Origin of the sequence: Denitratisoma oestradiolicum (assembly GCF_902813185.1) — a bacterium.
GTDB classification, from domain to species: domain Bacteria; phylum Pseudomonadota; class Gammaproteobacteria; order Burkholderiales; family Rhodocyclaceae; genus Denitratisoma; species Denitratisoma oestradiolicum.
The window spans coordinates 1,247,041-1,265,219 of record NZ_LR778301.1; the positions used below are offsets into that span (position 1 = coordinate 1,247,041).

Below are 18,179 nucleotides of genomic sequence, written 5' to 3' on the forward strand. Positions count from 1 at the left end.
GCGAGACCATGAAACAGATGATGACACTGGAAGTTAACGGCGAAGAGCACGAACTGGCGGTGGAGAAGGATGCCACCCTGCTCAAGGTGCTGCGGGACCAACTGGGTCTGAACGGTCCCAAGCGCGGCTGCGACAGCGGCGGCTGTGGCTGCTGCACCGTTCATGTGGATGGCAAGGCGGTGTATTCGTGCATGTGCTACGCCCTGTCCCATGACGGCGCCAAGGTCACCACGGCCGAGGGCCTGTCCTCCGGCGAGGAACTGCATCCCCTGCAATCGGCCTTCATCGAGGCCGGCGCGGTGCAGTGCGGCTATTGCACCTGCGGGATGATGATGTCGGCCAAGCAGTTGCTGGACGACAACCCCCATCCCGATGAAGAGCAGATACGGCAGGGCATCTCCGGCAATCTGTGCCGGTGCACCGGCTACGCCAAAATTGTCGACGCCGTGAAGCTGGCGTCGGAAGCTTGATTGAATCACCGGAACGCGCTCGGGACGAGTCGCGATCGATTGTGGGTTCTTGAGGGGACGACACTATGAACAAGTTGAATGTCGTCGGGCAGAGCGTTGAGCGGCCCGATGCCTATGACAAGGTGACCGGCGGCAAAGGCTACCCGGTCAATGTAAGGCTGCCTGGGATGCTTCACGGGAAGATGCTGCGCAGCCCCTATGCCCATGCACGAATCATCAGCATTGACGCTTCCCGGGCCGAGCGGCTGCCGGGCGTCAAGGCGGTGCTGCTGCCCAGGGACGTGCCCCAGGTGAAGTTCTGTCCCGTGTATTTCGTTCCGGTCCAGGCACCGAGCATGGTTCTGGACTTCGATGTCATGAATCCCGAAATCGTGCGTTACGTCGGTCAGCCCGTGGCGGCAGTGGCCGCAACCTCGGCGGAGATCGCCGAGGCGGCTCTGGACCTGATCGATGTGGAGTACGAGGAACTGCCCGCGATTTTTGATCCCGAGGAGGCCATGAAGGATGGAGCGCCTCAACTGCACCCCGATGCGCCGAACAATATCGCCAAGAATCCCTCCTTCGCCTACGGCGATCTGGACCAGGGTTTCGCCGATGCGGACTACGTGTTCGAGGGTGTCTACGAGACCCAGCGCGTTCATACCTGCTACATGGAGCCCCGGGTCTGCGTGGTCGATATGGACCGCCAGAACAACGTCACCATCCATGTGACCACCCAGCACCTGTTCGGTACCCGGGAGAAGCTGGCCTTTGCCCTGGGTTTGCCCGAGAGCAAGGTCAAGGTGGTCAAGTCTCCCTACATCGGCGGCGGTTTCGGCGGCAAGCTGGAGTTGACCGCCATGGAGCCGGTGGCGGCCCTGTTGAGCAAGAAGGCGGGCAAGCCGGTGCGCCTGGAGCACACCCGCCATGAGGACTTCATCACCACCACCCGCAACCCGATCAAGGTCTATCTCAAGACCGGCGTCAAGAAGGACGGCACCTTCACCGCCCGCTACGCCAAAAGCATCCTGGACTGCGGCGCCCATGCCACCCACGGTTCCGAAGTGATCATGGTGCACGGCGCCTTCGGCCTGTTCTTCAACTATCACGCGCCCCATCAGAAGTGGGAAGGCTACACGGTCTACACCAACAACATGATTGGTGGCGGCTATCGCGGCTATGGCGCGCCCCAGGGCAGTTTTGCGGTGGAGTCCCAGATCGACGAGATCTGTACCAAGCTGGGTCTGGACCCCATCGAGATGCGTCTCAAGAATGCCCGCAAGCAGGGCGAGCCCCATCCCTTCAACCCGGCCTTCACCCTCGCCACCTACGGCCTGGAAGACTGCCTGCGCCAGGGTGCCGAGAAAATCAACTGGAGCAAGGCCAGGTCCGCCCCCCGCAGCGAGGGGAGCAAGAAGCGCGGCTTCGGCCTGGCGGTGCATCCGGTCTGGGTCAGTGGATGCATGGGTTTCCCGGACATCTACGAGCATTCCGGTGCCATCATCAAATTGAATAGGGACGGCACCGCCGACCTGTCCTCGGCGTCGATGGATATCGGTTCCGGCCAGATCACCACCCTGTGCCAGATCGCGGCCGAGGAACTGGGCCTGCCTGCCGGCGCGGTGCGCATGAGCAGTTGCGGCGATAGCGATAACCTGCCCTTCGATGCCCCCACCCATGCCAGTCGGGTGACCTACTCCTCCGGCAACGCCGTCAAGGCGGCGGCAGCGGCGGCCAAGAAGCGTCTGTTCGATGTGGCGGCGACGATGATGGAAGTCAGCCCGGACGATCTCGAGTCCTGCAACGGCCGGGTCAATGTCAAGGGTTCGCCGGACAAGTCCATCTCCATCGCCGAGATTGCCCAGCGCGCCGAGTCGCCCTTCGTGCAGATGACCGCCGAGGGCCCCAAGCCCACCACCATTGAAGAGAAGGGCACCATCATCGGGGTGGCCAGCCTTGCCCCCAAGTCGAATCCGACGCCTTGCGCCGCCCAGTTCGTCGAGGTGGAGGTGGATACGGAGACCGGCGAGGTCAAGGTCCTGCACGCGGTGTACGCCCACGACATCGGCCGCGCCATCAATCCCAAGGCCGCCGAGGGCCAGGTGGAAGGCGGCTTCCAGCAGGGCATGGGCTATGCGCTGATGGAGCAGATCCAGTTCGATCCGGAGACCGGCGCCTGTCTGACCTCGGACTTCCTCGACTACAAGATGCCCACGGCCATGGAAATGCCGCGCAAGATGGACAGCATCTTCATCGAAACCGATGAGCCCACCGGGCCCTTCGGCGCCAAGAGCCTGGGGGAGTGCTGCGTCATCACACCGGCGCCGGCCATCGCCAACGCCATCTACGACGCCATCGGGGTGCGCTTCACGCAACTGCCGATCACTCCGGAGAAGATTCTGGCCGGTCTCGGCAAGCTCTGACGCGGATGGCGGTCCGGATGTGCCCGTGCCCGGACGTTCCTTATCGTACCTCGTTGACCCACGCTGCTTTCGGCCGAGGCTGAAGGCAGCGTGAGTTACTGCCGCAATTGGGAAGTGGGAACAGTTATATCCAAGTTCAGATTGCGCTCTGTTCCGCTGAAGGGTCAAGGCACGGGAGCACAAACTCATGGAGCGCCTCGGCAGCACATAAGCGCAGCATGCGCTTATCGCTGCGTGCACTGAATCGGCGCCTGGTGAGCGTCGCCGACATCGGCCGGTGAAGGGTTTGCGATAACTATTTCGAAATTGGAGGCGGGCAATGTTCTTCGGGGTGCGGATTTCCCACCGTATTACTTATATCATCGTCATGTCGTGCGTGCTGTATGTCGTCGCTGCGGCAATCGGGTGGGCTGGCCTTCGGGCTGCAAGCCTGTCGCTGAAAGCCGTATACGAGGAACGCGCACTTCCCATGCAGAATCTGGCGCAGATCGACGCCAACATCCGCGAGGACACGCTCAATATCCTGTTTGCGTTCGAAGGTGCGCCGGGGCGTCCGGCGGCCGGTTTGATGGACGATTCGCTCAGCACCTTGACCGATGCAATCCGCAAAAACGAGGAGAGCTACAGTGCGCTGTGGACGCGTTATCTTTCCGGATTTCATCCGCCGGAAGAAAAGCAGCTTTCCGATGATTTTGAGGCTAAGCATGCCGCATGGCTTGCCAAGCTCAAGGAAACGCGGCAGGCCATTGATGACCGCAAGCTCAACAATCCCGGCGTGGTGGCGAATTTCCTCTACGCGGTGCGCGAGGAGCGGCAAGCTGCGGTGGGCGCGTTGCAGAAACTCATCGCTTATCAGGCGCATTTTGCCAAGGACGAATATGAGCAGGCCGAGAAGCGCTACACCCTGAGCCGGATCATGCTAATGATCTTCTTCGGTGTTGGCCTCATGCTGATCGCCGGCCCGGCGATCATGACGTGGCGCCACATTACCCGCAGCCTGCGCGAGGCTGGCGAAGCAGCGTCGGCAATCGCTGCCGGCGATCTGGTGCGACCGATCCCGAAAGCCGGCGACGATGAGGTCGGCGAACTCATGAATAAACTCGGACAGATGCGAAATGCGCTGCATGAGTTGATTACCGCGATACGCCAGAACGTCGAAATCCTGAGTGCCGAGGCTGATGAACTTTCTGCTGCCGCGGCCGCTAGCGCGCAAGCCATCGAAAGTCAGACCCGCGCCGCCACGAGCATGGCTTCGGCCGTCGAGGATCTCTCCATCTCCATCGAACAAGTTGGAGCAAACGCGCACGAGGCTTATGCCGTGAGTCGGAACTCCAGCGTGCAGGCGGAGGAAGGCGGGCGCATCATCGACGAAACGGCCTGCGAAATGGAACAGGTGGCCGCCGCAGTCAACAAGAATTCTGACTCGATACGTGAGTTGGAAACGTTCTCCAGCCAGATATCCAGCATCGTCCAGGTCATCAAGGAAATTTCTGATCAGACCAACCTGCTGGCCTTGAATGCGGCGATTGAAGCGGCGCGTGCCGGCGAACAGGGGCGCGGCTTCGCGGTCGTCGCCGACGAGGTGCGCAAGCTTGCGGAGCGTACGCGTACATCGACTCAGGAGATCGCCGGCATGATTGACAAAATTCAGGAGGGTACGCAAGGTGCTGTGCGCGACATGGAAGCGGGCGTCGCGCGCGTTGCCGATGGCGTACGCTTGGCTACGTGCGCGGGCGAGTCGGTTACGGCGATCCGAAATTCCGCAGAGCGGGCCGCACAAGTGGTGGAGGAAATTTCGCAGGCACTCAACAGCCAGTCCACTTCGGCGAAGGAGGTGGCGCGCAAGGTAGAGACCATTGCCCAGAGCACGGAAGAGAACAACACATCTGTGCAGAAGACGGCGGCCTTGGCACAACAACTGGCGGGCCTTTCGAACCAGCTTTCGCAGCTGGCCGGACGTTTCCAGGTAGCCTGAGGACAAGTGCTTGCTGTCGTCGTCAATGCTGCGCAAACGTGCCAGGCCTGCGCTTGACCGGATTCCGATTCTCGATAGGGCGACGCGGGTAGTGCCTGTTTCACCTGCGTCAGCCTTCGGTCCCTGATATTTCTAGCGTCGGGACAGCGTGGCCGACGGAAGTTCGCCGAAGAGGTTGCGATAGGCGCGCGCGAGCGCGCTGCCGTTGTAGAAGCCCCAGCGGGCCGCCACATCGCCGACGGAGCAACTGCCGGGCTGGGCGGCACGCAAGGCGTCATGGATACGGTAAAGGCGGAATTGCTTGAGGTAGGTGACCGGCCCGACTCCGAATTGCTCGATGAAGCCATATTGCAGGGTACGCAGGGAAACGCCTGTGGCCCGCACAAGATCCAGCATCCCGATCTCCTCGGTGCAATGGGCATCGATGTAGTCGAGGGCCCGGGCCACATAGGCCTGCCGATTGGGACTGGCCAGTGCCGTAGAGGCGCGTGGCGCGTCCTGTTGCGACAGCAGCAGGGAGAGCAGCAGGGTTTCCTCCAGGGATCGGGTGGTCAGGCCCCGGCTGAACGCCGAGTCTGCGTCGACACTTTCCTGGCAGATGACGCCCAGGGCATTGGCAAAGCTGCGGCCGCTGCCCTTGGTCAGACTCATCAGTGGCTTGATTTGCATGCTGTGGATTTCCAGCCCCGGCTGGGCAGTGCGGGCCAGACTCTTGAGCTTTTCGGCGGGGACGGATAGCACCAGGGCGAGGCAGTCCTCGCTCCATGAGGTGTCGAGGCAGTCCTGGGGTACATACACCAGGGCGGTGCCAGGTGTGGCCATGACTTCGACATTGCGGGCATGGCCGATCAGATGGCCCCGCAATGGCACCATGATCTGGTAGGAATGGATCGGTTGGGACGTGACATGGACGGCCGCGCCATGCTGCACGCCGAACAGGTGGCCCAGGTTCATGGCGACATGACTGATGCGGATATCTGCTGGAGAGCATTTCGCGCAGAGGCTGATGTGGCGGGGTTCAACGAGATCGCTTACGGTTTGCTCCACCAGCATGAGATCGGCACCACGCAGCTTGGTGGCGACGCCCATGGGGAAACCATCGATACCCGGAATAATGCTTTGTGACATGTGATGTGCTCTCCACCGCGGAGCATGGCTCCGTTAGCAAGCGCTGTCGCTCAGTGCCGGCCCGGACGTGGTTCTTACCCTCCGCATGTCGAGCAAGCTACTGTCGATCGGCGCCATCGGCATGCCTGTGCACGTACTGATCGATGACTGGCGGCGCAATGGGGGCGAGCATACCCGCACTCTCTGCTCGGTGCCACCGGTCAGGGAGCGCTAAAGGACAACAGCGCGCTATGACAGGATTAACGTGGAACGCGGAATAATCTTGTGAAACATCACAATCGTCCCCCTCGTCACCCCGGCGCAGGCCGGGGTCCAGATCGGCGGCCCACTGGATTCCAGCCTACGCCGGAATGACAGGCATCAGGGATGGCCCCTGCCGCCATGCGCGTTAGCCCGCCGTGACGACCACCTTGCCGATGACCTCGCCGGCCTCCATCAGGCGATGGGCCTCGGCCAGCTCCTCGAACGGAATCGTCGCGCCGACGAGGGGCTTGAAGCGTCCGGCATTCAACTGCTTGCCGGCGGCGAAAGCGTCTTCCATCGTTCCGAGCCGGGAGCCCAGTATCTGCACCTGCTTCACGAACATCTGGGTGATGTTCATGCGCGCGTCGTCGCCGCTGGTGGCGCCGGCGCTGACGATGCGGGCGCCGGACGCGGCCAGCGCCAAGCTGCGCTCCCATGTCGCCTGGCCGATGTGCTCGAAGACGACCGTCGCTCCCTCGCCGCCCGTGAACTCAAGCACGCGCTCGACAAGGTCGGGGCTGCTGTGATCGAGCATGAGGTCGGGACCGAGACGCCGCAGCACATCGAGCTTGCGCGCGCTGCCCGCGCTGGCGATCACCGTGGCACCGGCCAGATGCGCGATCTCGATGGCCGCGCTGCCGAGGCCGCTGGTGCCGGCCCAGACGAACACGACATCGTCCGCCGTGAGCCGCGCCTTGCCCATCAGCATTTGCCAGGCCGTGATGTAGGTGTTCGGGAAGCAGGCGGCATCAACGTCGGAAACCTGTGGCGAAAGTTTCACCGCCTGCACGGCGGGAATCGCCACCAGTTCGGCATAGGCGCCATTGAAGACCGTAAAGTGCGGGCAGTACTGGGGCCGGCCGCGCACGCAGTAGCGGCAGCGGCCACAGGGAATATACGGATTGGCGGTGACGCGCTCGCCGATGGCGAATCCTTCGACCGCGCCGCCCATTCCGACAATTTCGCCGGAGATGTCGATGCCGAGGATCGCCGGCAGTTCGACGCGATAGGCCGGATGGGGGTGTCCTTTGCGTATCCAGACATCGCGATGATTGACCGTCGTGGCGCGCATGCGCACGAGGATGTCGCCGGGCCCTGGTGTCGGCTCGGCCACTTCCTCGACGCGCAGGACCTCCGGGCCGCCGTGCTGATGCATGCGTACGGCGCGCATCATGCTTCTCCGGCCACGACTGCCGTGCACTCGATCTCGATCAGCAGTCCGGTCACCGCCAGGCCGGTGACGCCCAGGATGGTCTGGGGCGGATTGGCTGCGCCGCCGGTCACGGCGTCGATTGCGCGGGCGATGGTTTCGTAGGCAGTCGGTTGGAGGGTGTAAATCGTGCGGCGGACGATGTCGTCCCAACCGACGCCCGCCGCATCCATCGCAATCTTGACGTTGTTCATGGCGGCGACGGTCTGCGCATAAAGATCATCGCCTCCGACCAGGCCGAACTGTGGATCAAGGGCCACCTGGCCGGCCAGGAACACCAGACGATCGCCACGCGCCACGGCGATATGACTGAATCCCGGTGCCGGATGCAAGGCGGCTGGATTGTATAGCTCACGAACCATGGCAATTCTCCTCGAACGACGACATACCAACGCAATCGATGTTGCAAGGGCTGGACGATCTGCTAGCTGTGTCCCAGATAGCTATGGAACACGCTGTTCGGGTCGTACTGCTTGCGCAACTTCTGCAATCGCTTCCAGTTGGCCTCGGTGAAGCACTGGCGGTAGCGGTCCGGGTTCAGGCGCCCCTCCACCTCGTTCACGTAATGGCCCTCCGCGTACTTGTCCAGCAGGGGGATGTTCCTGCCCAGCCAGTCGTACATGCGCGGATCGTCCTGTTCCTCGTCCCAGATGGCGTAGGCGCCCACGTAGCAGTCCGCGGCCCAGGAGAAGCAGGCATCGGGACGGGGCTTGGTGGCCATGTTGAAGGAGGCCAGCACATGACAATCCTTGGTGGGCGCGTTGCGGAAATGCTCCGCCACCGCCTCCAGGGCCTTGCCACCCTGGTTGGTCAGCACATTGTCCACCGCATAGCGGGCGCAGCGGCCGGCCGGATCGTTGAGGCTGAAATAGCGCTCGTACAGGCCCTCGAAGCTGAAGGGCTGATTCTCCATTTTGACCAGGCACTTGCTGGCGAGGTCGGAACTGGCGAAGGGCTTCAGGGCTTCCAGAGACTTCTGCTCGCTGTCCTCGAAGACAAAGGCGGTGAAGAATACGATCTTGGATTTTTCCGGCGGCGCATCGAAGGGAACCTCCGGGTGATGCATCAGCACGGTGATCAGCTCCACCCGCTCGACAGGGTTCTCCTTGCGGATCCTGTCCAGGGTGGCATTCACCATTTCCAGTTGGGACAGGGGGAAGATGTAGGAACTGGCCAGGATGGATTTGGGTGCCGGATAGAGTTGCAGATGCAGGCGGGTGACGACGCCGAAGAAACCGGGGCCGACGCCGCGCACCGCCCAGTACAGGTCCGGGTGTTCCTTGGCCGAGACATGGCGCAGCTGGCCGTCGGCGGTGACCACGTCGGCACCGACGATGGACAGGGTGGACACGCCGCCCCGCTGGGCGTAGTTCCAGCCGATGCCGCCTCCCAGGGTGAAGCCCCCCAGGCCCACCGAGGGACAATGGGGCACCGGGAAGCTCAGGCCCTTCTCCCGGGCGGCGGTGACCAGTTCCAGGCTGCGCACGCCGGGCTGGATGGAAGCGATCTGTTTGCCTTCATCAATCCTGATCTCATCCATGGCGGAAAGGTCGATCAGCATGCCGCCATCCCGCAGGGAGGGGCCGCAGGAATTGTGGCCGCCGCTGCGGATGGCGATCCGCAACTTGTGCTGGGCAGCGTACTTGACCGCGGCGATGACGTCCTGCTCCGATTTGGCCTGGACGATCATGTCCGGGTAACGCTTGGGCTTGGACATGTGCCAGACCATGGACTGGCGCCACATTTCATAGTTGGCATCCTGACGGCGGATGACCTTGCCGCTGACGCCGGGAAGGGTGAAGCGGGCCGGCTTGTCCGCCGCCAGGGCACGGGGCGCCCGCAGCACGTTGACCGCGCCCAGGGCCGTCAGCGCCACCAGTTGCTGAAGGGCCCGGCGGCGGGATGTCGATTTTTGGTTCATGAGTTCCTCCCATGACATGAAAATGGAGCTTTTCCGCCGGGTCGCCCCAAGGAAAAGCGGCACGCGCCGGAGGCGCAAACGGCAAACCCTTGCTACGGAGTTCCCCGTAACATCGAGAGCAGCGAGCCGACTCGAACCCCCCGGCGGGGGGCGAAGGGGGGCGAGCCTTTGAAAACGCAGTTTTCAATTGACGGTTTCGAAATAGGTCGCCAGGTTGGCGATGTCCTCGTCCGACAGGGGCTTGGCCATGGCATTCATGTTGGAATCCTTGCGTTCGCCGGAACGGAAGGCCTTGAGCTGCTTCTCGAGATAGGCAGCCTTCTGGCCTTGCAGGTTCGGATACTGGGGGGCCTTGCCGATGCCGTCGGCGCCATGGCAGGCGACACAGCCGCCCACCTTGGACAGGGCGGCGGCGGCATTGCCGCCGGCCGCCAGTGCCACTGAGGCCACCGGGGCCAGCAGGCCCAGGAGGGCCGCCAGCATCCCGCGGCGGACGGTCATCAAACGATCATGGGTGCGCATTGCAACACTTCCTCCTGTGATGGATGGTGCAATCGCATGAATCATGAATAGATCAAAACAATTTTTCATAGGTCTATCTCCCCTCCCAGCCGTCGTCCCGGCGTAGGCCGGGACCCAGTTTGCGCACCCAGAATCTGGATTCCGGCCTGCGCCGGAATGACGAGGGGCTTGGATTCCGGCCTGCGTCGGGACGACGAGGAGATTGGATTCCGGCCCCGGATCGGGTTCGGTGGAATGACGGTGCAGGTCTTACCTGATAGATTTCAATGATGAAAGCATTCATGCGATTGCTCTCCTGTGATGGATGCTCAGGGACGGAGAATGGCTTTGACCACTCTGCCGCTCTCGGAGTCGCTGACCGCCTGGTTGATCTCGTCCAGGCTATAGAACTTGACGATTTTTTCCAGGGGCAGCCGGCCGCTGCGATACAGGTCGATCAGCTTGGGAATGAAGTTGTCGGGCACGGCCTGGCCTTCGATGATGCCCATCACCGTCCGGCCGAACATGATGCTGTTCATGTCGAGGGTCACTTCCGTGCCCAGGGGAGCGGCACCCACCAGGCCGCACACACCGGGTACCTTCAGGCTATCCACCGCCTGGCGGAACACCGCCGGGATGGCCGTGCACTCCAGCGAGAAATCCATCCCGCCCAGTTTCTGGGCTTCCTCGACCACATTGACCTGGCTCGGGTCCAGGGTGTGGGAGGCGCCCAGTTCCAGGGCAATCCGGCGGCGCTCGGCATTGGGCTCCACGGCGACGATGGTGGTGCAGCCCACGGCGGCGGCAGCCATCACGGCGGCCAGCCCCACCGAGCCGCAGCCGAAGATGGCGATGCTGGAGCCGGCGCCGGGCCGCAGGGCATTGATCACGGCGCCAGCCCCGGTGAGGATGCCGCAACCCAGGGGTCCCAGCAGCTCCAGAGGCACGTCCTTGGGCACCTTCACCGTGTTGGCCTCGCTGGCCAGGGCATAGGCGGCGAAGGAGGACTGGTTGAAGAAGTTGGCGAAGATCGGTATGCCGTGCTGATGGACCGTGGCGGAGCCATCGCCCCGCACCCCGGCGAAGTTGCAGCCGAAGATATTGGCGCAATGGGTCGGATCGCCGGCCTTGCAGGCGGAGCAATGGCCGCAGGCCCGGTAGCTCATCACCACATGGTCGCCGGGCTGGAGCTTGGTGACCCGCGCCCCGACCTTTTCCACGACGCCCGAACCCTCGTGGCCGAAGACGGCGGGGAAGCGCACCGGATACAACTGGTCCCGGCCGATCATGTCGGTATGGCACACCCCGACACCGACCACGCGGACCAGCACTTCGTCGTCCCGCAACTCGGCAATCTCGACTTCGGAAATCTGGAACTTGCCGGATTTCTCATTGACGACGGCAGCCTTGGCTTTCATATTTTTTCTCCTCCTGTGATTCCTGGTTTCAGCGGCTGGGTTTGGCCCAGGCGCCCCGTTCGTGCATCAGGGCGATCTGGCGATCGATGACCTTTTCCTTGTACTCGGCGTGCTTCATCGGTGCCCGGTCCAGGTAAAGGTTCTTGGGATAGATCTCCCGTTCGTAGATGATCTGGGCCAGCTCCGAGCGCACATCCTTCATCCAGTTGGAGACCTGGGCATTGGCGCGATGGTGGCGCAGCTGCTCGATGTCGATGACCCCGGCCACGTAGGTGGACCCCGCCCCGTATTCCTGCTTGCCGACGATGGCGCCCCGGTGATTGATGATGTAGGAGCGGCCGCCAAAGGTGTCGATGGGCGTCGTGGAATCCGGGAACAGGTAGTAGGTGCCCATGTTCGGCGAGAGCACGTACATGTTGTTTTCCAGGGCACGGGCCCGGGAGGAAATCTCGAAAAAGTCGTTGCCGGTGCCAGGGTGGGGGAAGGAGGCCCGATAGGCGATCTCGCAGCCGTTCATGGCCAGGCCCCGCCCGTTTTCCGGGTAGGAGGCCTCGTTGGCCATCATTACCCCGAGGCGGCCGATCTCGGTGTCCACCACCGGCCAGAAGGCATCCAGGGTGCGGCCGTACTTGTCTATCCACCAGTCGAAGATGTCGTGGGGCGTCATGCTGTGCTCCACCGGATAGAGGGTGGCCAGCTTGTAGTGCTTGAGGATCACCTCGCCCTGGGGGTCCAGCACGAATCCGACATTGAAGAAGCGGTCCGGCCAGTCCGGGTGCTTGGCCTTGGCCTGGGCCATGATGAAGACCTTGTACTCCCGGGCCAGCTTGCCCAGGGCATCGGTCTCGGGGCCGGGAATGTCGATGGCGCAGGTGTTGGCGAAATCGGCGTGGTCCACGTCCAGCACTTCGTCATTGAAGCCCTGCAAGCCCCCCTCGGGGATCACCAGCAGGCGCACCGGGATATCCAGGCTGGAGAGCCAGGAAGCGGCCTTGGTCAGGTGGCCCAGGTGCTCGATGTTCTTCATCATGTCGGAACGCTGACGTATGCCCCAGACGGTGGGGATCAGGCCGACGCAATTGTACGGTTCGATCATGGCATTGTCCTATCGGTGACGGAGGGTTCAGGCGGGAAGCTGGATCGTGATCCACTTCCATTCAGTGAAGGTGTCGATGTCGATATCGGTGCCCTCCCTGCCGAAGCCGCTTTCGCCGACGCCGCCAAAGGGCACGTGAGGCTCGTCGGCGATGGTCGGCGCGTTGATATGCACCATGCCGGCATGGACCCGCTGGGAAAACTGCATGGCCTTGGTGATGTCCCGGGTGAAGATGGCGGCGCTCAGGCCGTAGCGGGTGTCATTGGCACAGGCGATGGCCTCCTCCAGGTCCGCCACCGGATAGATCGACGTGACCGGGCCGAAGGTTTCATCGCGGCAGACGGTCATGCCTTCCGCAACCCCGGTGAGGATGGTGGGACGGCAGCGGTTGCCGATCCAGGTGCCGCCGGTCAGCACCGTGGCGCCCTTGGCCTGGGCGTCCTGGATATGGGTCTTCACCCGCTGGCGCTGGCGCTCGGAAATGATCGGTCCCACCCAGGTGCCGGGATTGCGCAGGTCGCCCATGCCCATGGACTCCGCCTTGGCCTTGAAGCGACGGCAGAATTCGGCCTCGATGCTCTTCTCCACATAGATGCGGCTCGACGCCATGCAGGCCTGGCCCTGGAAGAAAAACTGGCTGAAGGCCGCCGCCTCCACGGCGGCCTCCAGGTCGGCATCGGCCAGCACTACCAGAGGATTCTTGCCCCCCAGTTCCAGCACGACGCGCCGCATCAGGGGGCCGCAGAGGCTGGCGATGTGCCTGCCGACGCGGCTGGAGCCGGTGAACATCACCACCTTGACCAGGGGATGGGAGGTCAGGGCATCGCCGATCTTGTCGCCGAAGCCGGTGACCACGTTGAAGGCGCCCGCCGGAATGCCGGCCTCGTGATACACCTCCGCCAGGCGATTGGCCACCATGGGCGCTTCCTCGGAGGTCAGCAGCACCACGGTGTTGCCCGTGGCCAGGGGCGTGGCGCTCAGCTTCACGTTCTTGAGCAGAGGCACGTTGAAGGGCGAGATGCTGGCGACGACCCCCAGGGGTTCCCGTACCGTCATGCTGAAGCGGCCCGGGGTTTCCGAGGGGATGGTCTGGCCGGTGATGCGCCGCGCCACGCCGGCTGCGGCGCGCAGGCAGTTGATGGCGTACTGGACTTCGAACTGGGCCTTGCCGAAGGGGGAGCCGACTTCGTCGATCAGGATGTCCACGAATTCGTCGCGGTACTTCTCCATCAGCGTCGCGGCCCGGCATAGCCAGGCCTCCCGATCCGCGGCCATCGTTTTGCCGTAGCTGGCGAAGGCCTGATGGGCCGTCTGCACCGCCCGATCGACATCTGCGATGTTGCCTTCCGCCACCCTGGCGTAGGGCGAGTCATCCTCCGGGTTACGGTCGATGAAATACTTACCGGAAGCGGGGGCCACGCGTTCCCCGCCTATCCATAAATCAAACGCCTGATGGTCGTTCCTGCTGGTATGTCCCATGCCTCGTCTCCTGCTGTAGTTGTTGGTGTTTTTCGGCCGCCATATCACGGAAGAATGGCAATGGCGCAAGCCGCTGGCTGACTATAACAACAGGATTTTTTGATTCGTTAGCGCAGGGGTGCAAGGGATAGCGAGTTTGTGCAAAGAAGGAAAATTTTTCCTGATTAGCGAAACTCAGCCGAGTCATTCCGGGGCCGCGTAGCGGAACCCGGAATCCAGAAACCCCACCCGTGCGCCTCTGGATTCCGGGTTCTGCCCTCGCGGGCAGCCCCGAAATGACGACTTCGTGAACGCTGGCTGAACATGGATGCACCATGGGGACTGGCGCCATGGGCAGCTTCCGGTCTGTCGCCGGAAAGTCCCTGCAGATGCAGTGGGCTACTGCTTGCGCAAGGTATCGGAGGGCAGTTCGCCGAATTTTTTCTTGTAGTGGGCTGCGAAGTGGCTGAGGTGCTGGAAGCCCCAGCGGATGGCCACGTCCGTGACGTTGGCGGTAGTTGGTGCCGCTTTCAGCAACTCATCATGGACCCGCTGCAGGCGCTCGGCCCGAAGGTAGGCCATGGGGCTGGTATTGCGGAAGTCGCGGAAGCCCGCGTACAGGGCGCTGGTGCTCACGCCGGCATGGGCAGCCAGGCTGGCGACTGTCAGGGGTTCGTCCGCATGGGTCTTGATATATTCCTCGACCCGTTTGACGTGGCTCGGCGCGATGGGGCGGGCCGGCGCGGCGAGTTCCTCGCTGTAGTTGTTGAACTGGGAATGCAGCAGGGTAGCGACCAGCAGGTGTTCGATGGGGGCGCGCACCAGGGGCGAGTGAAGGTAGCGGGCATTGCCGTCCAGTTCGGTTATCAGATAGGACACCAGGGCCGGCCAGCCGCTGCTTTGGTCCGACATGTCGAGTCCCAGCTTGAACTGCAAGGGGTGGCGCAGGTCGTGGCCGATATGCTGGGCGCAGGTCCGTTCCACCAGATCACGATCGAGCTGGACCATGATCTGGTCGCAGTTGGCGTCGATGGTCTGGTAGAAGGGCTTGGTGGGGGAAATCACTGCTGCGGTTCCCGGATGGGCACGCAATTTTTCCTCGCCGCAGGTGACATGGGAGGTACCGACCATCGGCATCATCACCAGCACGAAGGTCTGCAGGTGGCCGGCATCGATCTTGACGGTCGGGCCGTAGCGCAGGCGATTGAGGGATACGCCCCCCAGGGGAACGTGGTCCATGCAGGTGTCGACGCGCTGGTTGTCCTCGCCAAGAATCTTCAGTTCATGGGGGCAATAAACCTCGGCGACACGCTCCCGTGCCTCCGTGGCATCAAAGGTCTGGAAAAGCCGGTGGCGGGAAAGGGGATCTTTCACAACCCGGGGGCTGCCTTGCGCGATAAACATGTCGGTTCGCCTCCTCCTCTCCTTCTTTTTACGCCAAGTCGTTTACTGAATCCTTACTCTGACCTCGGTCAGTCTAGTGATTTCAGTGGCCTGCTTCAACAAGGTCGCTGCGCATGGTGCCAGGGCATCCGGCAACGCTTCGCGGGCCTTCATGATGCACTTGTTGCCTTTTGTTTTTCTAAGTAATTATTGTGCGTCGCACAAGCCTTGACGCTGGCCTCATGAGCCCAAGCGTAGCGCAACGATACAAATCGAGGGGCTTCCTGTCTTGACTGGGGAGGCATGAATGACTGCTCCCGAGCGCAGATATGTCAGAGGGCGGAAGCTGGCAATCAGGTGCCGCCCAGAGCCTGACGCTGTTCGGTGATGTCGATGTCGGGGAGGATCGCCGGCGTATCGAAACTTACGGTGCGCACCTCGCCGGCATAGCATTCCAGCAGGCCCCGGGCGCCCGTGTCCCCCGAGAGGGCGGCGATCTCGGCGAAGTGACGGCGGGGCCAGACCACGGGGTTGCCACGCTGGCCACCATGTTCGGGTACCAGCACGGCCGGCTGGGTCGGGTCGAAGGCATCCAGCAGCCGATCGATGATGGCGGCGTTGATGCCGGGCATGTCGGCCAGCAGCACGACCACCCCGTCGATGTCCGCCGGCAGCGCCCGCAGGCCTCGGCGCAGGGAGGTGGCCAGGCCCTTGAGATAGTCCGGGTTGTGGGTGAAGGAAACGGGGCGGTCGGCCAGGGCGGCTTCGATACGATCGGCCTGGTAGCCCGTCACCACCATGACCTGGCAGGCGCGGGAAGCGCAGGCTGCATTCGCTACCCGCAGCGCCAGGGGAACCCCATCCACCCGGCGCAACAGTTCGTTGCCCACGTCGATGGACGAGGGCCTGCCTGCCGCCAGCACCAGGGCGGCGATGCGGGGCGGCCGGGGCGCTTCCGGGGCGGGTGTCGCTGTTACGGCCGCTTCATCTTCACTGATATTGCTGATCAGTCCGCCCACGCCCAACCCCATGATGTCCTTGGCCGTGCAGGGCAGCCCGGCCAGCAGGCGTTGCAGCAGCAGGTCGAGACCGTTGAGGCTGGAGGAGCGGGCGCAACCGGGCAGGTTGAACACCGGCACGGTGCCGATGCGAGCGGTGAGCAGCATGTTGCCCGGCTCCACCGGCATGCCGAAATGTTCGATGACGCCTCCGGCGGCAACGATGGCTCCGGGCACCACGTCACCACGATCCTTGCTGATGGTGGCGCCCAATACCAGCAGCAGGTCGCATCCGGCCGCGAGCGCTTGCTGCAGGGCCTGGGCCACGGCCGGGCCTTCATGGGCGCAGCGCAGTTCCAGGGCCAGGGTGCCGCCCAGGGCTTCGAGGCGGCGCCGTGTCGCCGTCACGGCCATGTTCAGCATGCGTTCGGTGGTGCTCGGGGAAACGCTCATGATCAGGGCCGCCCGGCAGGGGCGCAGGGGCAGCAATTGCAGGGGCGGCCGGTCGCCGAGTTCTTCGTGCCAGGCGGCGATGACTCCGGGTTCCACCGCGAAGGGAATGACCTTTACCGTGGCGATGCGCTGGTCCTTGCCCACCAGGGCGTGCTGGGGCCGGGTGGCGAGGGTGATGGCTTCGCTGATGCGATTGAGGCGGTCGATCCTTTCCTGATCCACGGTCAGCAGTCCGGTCCCCTGGGCGTAGAGATTGCAGCGCCCCGTGTAGGGGGCGCGCTGCACGATCAGGCCGGAGGCAAGCTGGCGGGCGATGGTCCCGGCGGCGGCATCCTCATCCAGTTCGCCCGGGGAAAGTCTTGCGCCGGCCACCCGGGGAACGCCGGCAGCCTCCAGGGCGGCGACGTCGATGGCGGACAAAACCCGCCCCTTCTTCAGCAACAGGTGGGGCAGCTTGAGGGTGTGGGCGAGGCGGACGCCCTCGGCCTCGGCACTGGGAAATTCGCCAAAGATCATCCTGCTGCTCCCTGGTAGCGCACCTGAATGATCTGGGCCAGGATGGAAACCGCGATCTCGCTCGGATAGCGTCCGCCAAGGTCCAGGCCCACGGGCGCGTGGATGCGGCCGATCTGTTCCGCCAGCCCCAGTTCCGTCAGGCGGGCAAGTCGTTTCTCGTGGGTGCGCCGGCTGCCCAGGGCGCCGATGTAGAAGGCCGGGCTGGCCAGGGCGGCGACGAGGGCCGGGTCGTCGAGCTTGGGGTCGTGGGTCAGGGTGACGACGGCGGTGCGGGCATCGGCACCCAGTTGGGCCATGGCCTCGTCCGGCCATGCGTCGCTCAGGGCGACTCCCGGGAATCTTTCCTCGCTGGCGAAGGCCCGGCGCGGATCGATCACCGTGACTTCATAGCCGGCCATGGCCGCCATGGGCGCCAGGACCTGGGCGATGTGCACTGCCCCGACGATCAGCAGCCGGGGCTCCGGCACATAGACCCGGGCGAAGATATCGCCGTCCTCATCCAGGGCACCACTCTGGCCGCTGACAAAGCGTCGCCCCAATTCTGCTTCCATGACCGGGCTGAGCGCCAACGGCTCCCGAGTCGCGCCGGGTTCCAGCAGAACCTGGGTGCCATCGCTGAGCCGGGTGACCAGGGCCACGGGCCGCCGGTTCGCCCGGGTCGCCAGCAGTTGGGCAAGGAATCCGGCCGCCCTTGCCACATAGACCTGCACCCGGCCACCGCAGGCGAGACCCACTTCCCAGGCCTGTTCATCGCTGACCCCGAATTCCAGCCGGCGCGGCTGGCCATCGGCGATGGTCTTGAGGGCTTCCTGGATCACCGCGCCTTCGATGCAGCCTCCCGATACCGATCCGACAAAGGCGCCGCTCTCATTCACGGCCAGGTGGCTGCCCACCGGCCGGGGCGAGGAGCCCCAGGTTCGCGCCACGGTGGCCAGGGCGACGCCCTGGCCGGATTGCAACCAGGACTGGGCCTGATGGAGAATGTCGTCGAGATCGGAAGCCATGCT

General features: G+C 63.6%; 15 protein-coding genes. 4 read left to right on the top strand and 11 right to left on the bottom strand.

The features are described from left to right. The first annotated feature begins 8 nt into the window (after positions 1 to 8). The 3 genes from DENOEST_RS05765 to DENOEST_RS05775 all read left to right on the top strand — a co-directional run bounded on the left by DENOEST_RS05765 (position 9) and on the right by DENOEST_RS05775 (position 4,847). A complete protein-coding gene (locus tag DENOEST_RS05765; protein ID WP_145771687.1) occupies positions 9 to 470 on the top strand; it encodes a (2Fe-2S)-binding protein in 462 nt (153 codons plus the stop codon). A gap of 65 nt (positions 471 to 535) precedes the next feature. Next, a complete protein-coding gene (locus DENOEST_RS05770) occupies positions 536 to 2,872 on the top strand; it encodes a xanthine dehydrogenase family protein molybdopterin-binding subunit (protein ID WP_145771686.1) in 2,337 nt (778 codons plus the stop codon). Between the two features lie 319 nt (positions 2,873 to 3,191). Further along, complete coding sequence (locus DENOEST_RS05775) at positions 3,192 to 4,847, top strand: methyl-accepting chemotaxis protein (protein WP_145771685.1); 1,656 nt, start codon at positions 3,192 to 3,194, stop codon at positions 4,845 to 4,847. Positions 4,848 to 4,979: 132 nt separating this feature from the next. Here DENOEST_RS05775 and DENOEST_RS05780 read toward each other — a convergent pair whose 3' ends face one another. Further along, entirely contained in the window at positions 4,980 to 5,975 is a 996-nt protein-coding gene (locus tag DENOEST_RS05780; RefSeq protein ID WP_145771684.1) for an AraC family transcriptional regulator, read from the bottom strand. A gap of 85 nt (positions 5,976 to 6,060) precedes the next feature. Between DENOEST_RS05780 and DENOEST_RS20480 the strand changes: the two genes are divergently transcribed. Next, positions 6,061 to 6,189, top strand: a complete 129-nt coding sequence (locus DENOEST_RS20480) for a hypothetical protein (RefSeq protein ID WP_269475901.1) — start codon at positions 6,061 to 6,063, stop codon at positions 6,187 to 6,189. 174 nt (positions 6,190 to 6,363) lie between these two features. Here DENOEST_RS20480 and DENOEST_RS05785 read toward each other — a convergent pair whose 3' ends face one another. The 10 genes from DENOEST_RS05785 to DENOEST_RS05830 all read right to left on the bottom strand — a co-directional run bounded on the left by DENOEST_RS05785 (position 6,364) and on the right by DENOEST_RS05830 (position 18,176). Next, positions 6,364 to 7,392, bottom strand: coding sequence for a zinc-binding dehydrogenase (locus DENOEST_RS05785; protein WP_145771683.1), 1,029 nt, complete (start codon positions 7,390 to 7,392; stop codon positions 6,364 to 6,366). Beyond that, entirely contained in the window at positions 7,389 to 7,790 is a 402-nt protein-coding gene (locus DENOEST_RS05790; protein WP_145771682.1) for a RidA family protein, read from the bottom strand. The genes DENOEST_RS05785 and DENOEST_RS05790 overlap by 4 nt, the downstream gene beginning before the upstream one ends. A 62-nt stretch (positions 7,791 to 7,852) precedes the next feature. Then, positions 7,853 to 9,349: an FAD-binding oxidoreductase gene (locus tag DENOEST_RS05795; RefSeq protein WP_170228268.1), complete on the bottom strand. Its 1,497-nt coding sequence runs from the start codon at positions 9,347 to 9,349 to the stop codon at positions 7,853 to 7,855. A gap of 183 nt (positions 9,350 to 9,532) precedes the next feature. Further along, entirely contained in the window at positions 9,533 to 9,850 is a 318-nt protein-coding gene (locus DENOEST_RS05800) for a c-type cytochrome (protein ID WP_145771680.1), read from the bottom strand. 329 nt (positions 9,851 to 10,179) lie between these two features. Continuing rightward, positions 10,180 to 11,268, bottom strand: coding sequence for an NAD(P)-dependent alcohol dehydrogenase (locus DENOEST_RS05805; RefSeq protein ID WP_145771679.1), 1,089 nt, complete (start codon positions 11,266 to 11,268; stop codon positions 10,180 to 10,182). 28 nt (positions 11,269 to 11,296) lie between these two features. After that, on the bottom strand, positions 11,297 to 12,364 hold the full coding sequence (locus DENOEST_RS05810) for a nitrilase-related carbon-nitrogen hydrolase (protein WP_145771678.1): 1,068 nt from the start codon (positions 12,362 to 12,364) through the stop codon (positions 11,297 to 11,299). Between the two features lie 27 nt (positions 12,365 to 12,391). Beyond that, on the bottom strand, positions 12,392 to 13,843 hold the full coding sequence (locus DENOEST_RS05815) for an aldehyde dehydrogenase family protein (protein ID WP_145771677.1): 1,452 nt from the start codon (positions 13,841 to 13,843) through the stop codon (positions 12,392 to 12,394). Positions 13,844 to 14,221: 378 nt separating this feature from the next. Then, entirely contained in the window at positions 14,222 to 15,226 is a 1,005-nt protein-coding gene (locus DENOEST_RS05820; protein ID WP_145771676.1) for an AraC family transcriptional regulator, read from the bottom strand. A 332-nt stretch (positions 15,227 to 15,558) separates the two neighbouring features. Next, on the bottom strand, positions 15,559 to 17,172 hold the full coding sequence (locus DENOEST_RS05825) for an NTP transferase domain-containing protein (protein WP_145771675.1): 1,614 nt from the start codon (positions 17,170 to 17,172) through the stop codon (positions 15,559 to 15,561). After that, positions 17,169 to 18,176 carry an XdhC family protein gene (locus DENOEST_RS05830; RefSeq protein WP_145771674.1) on the bottom strand — a complete coding sequence of 336 codons (1,008 nt, stop codon included), beginning with the start codon at positions 18,174 to 18,176 and terminating at the stop codon, positions 17,169 to 17,171. Before DENOEST_RS05830 ends, DENOEST_RS05825 begins: the two co-directional genes overlap by 4 nt. Positions 18,177 to 18,179: the final 3 nt, after the last annotated feature.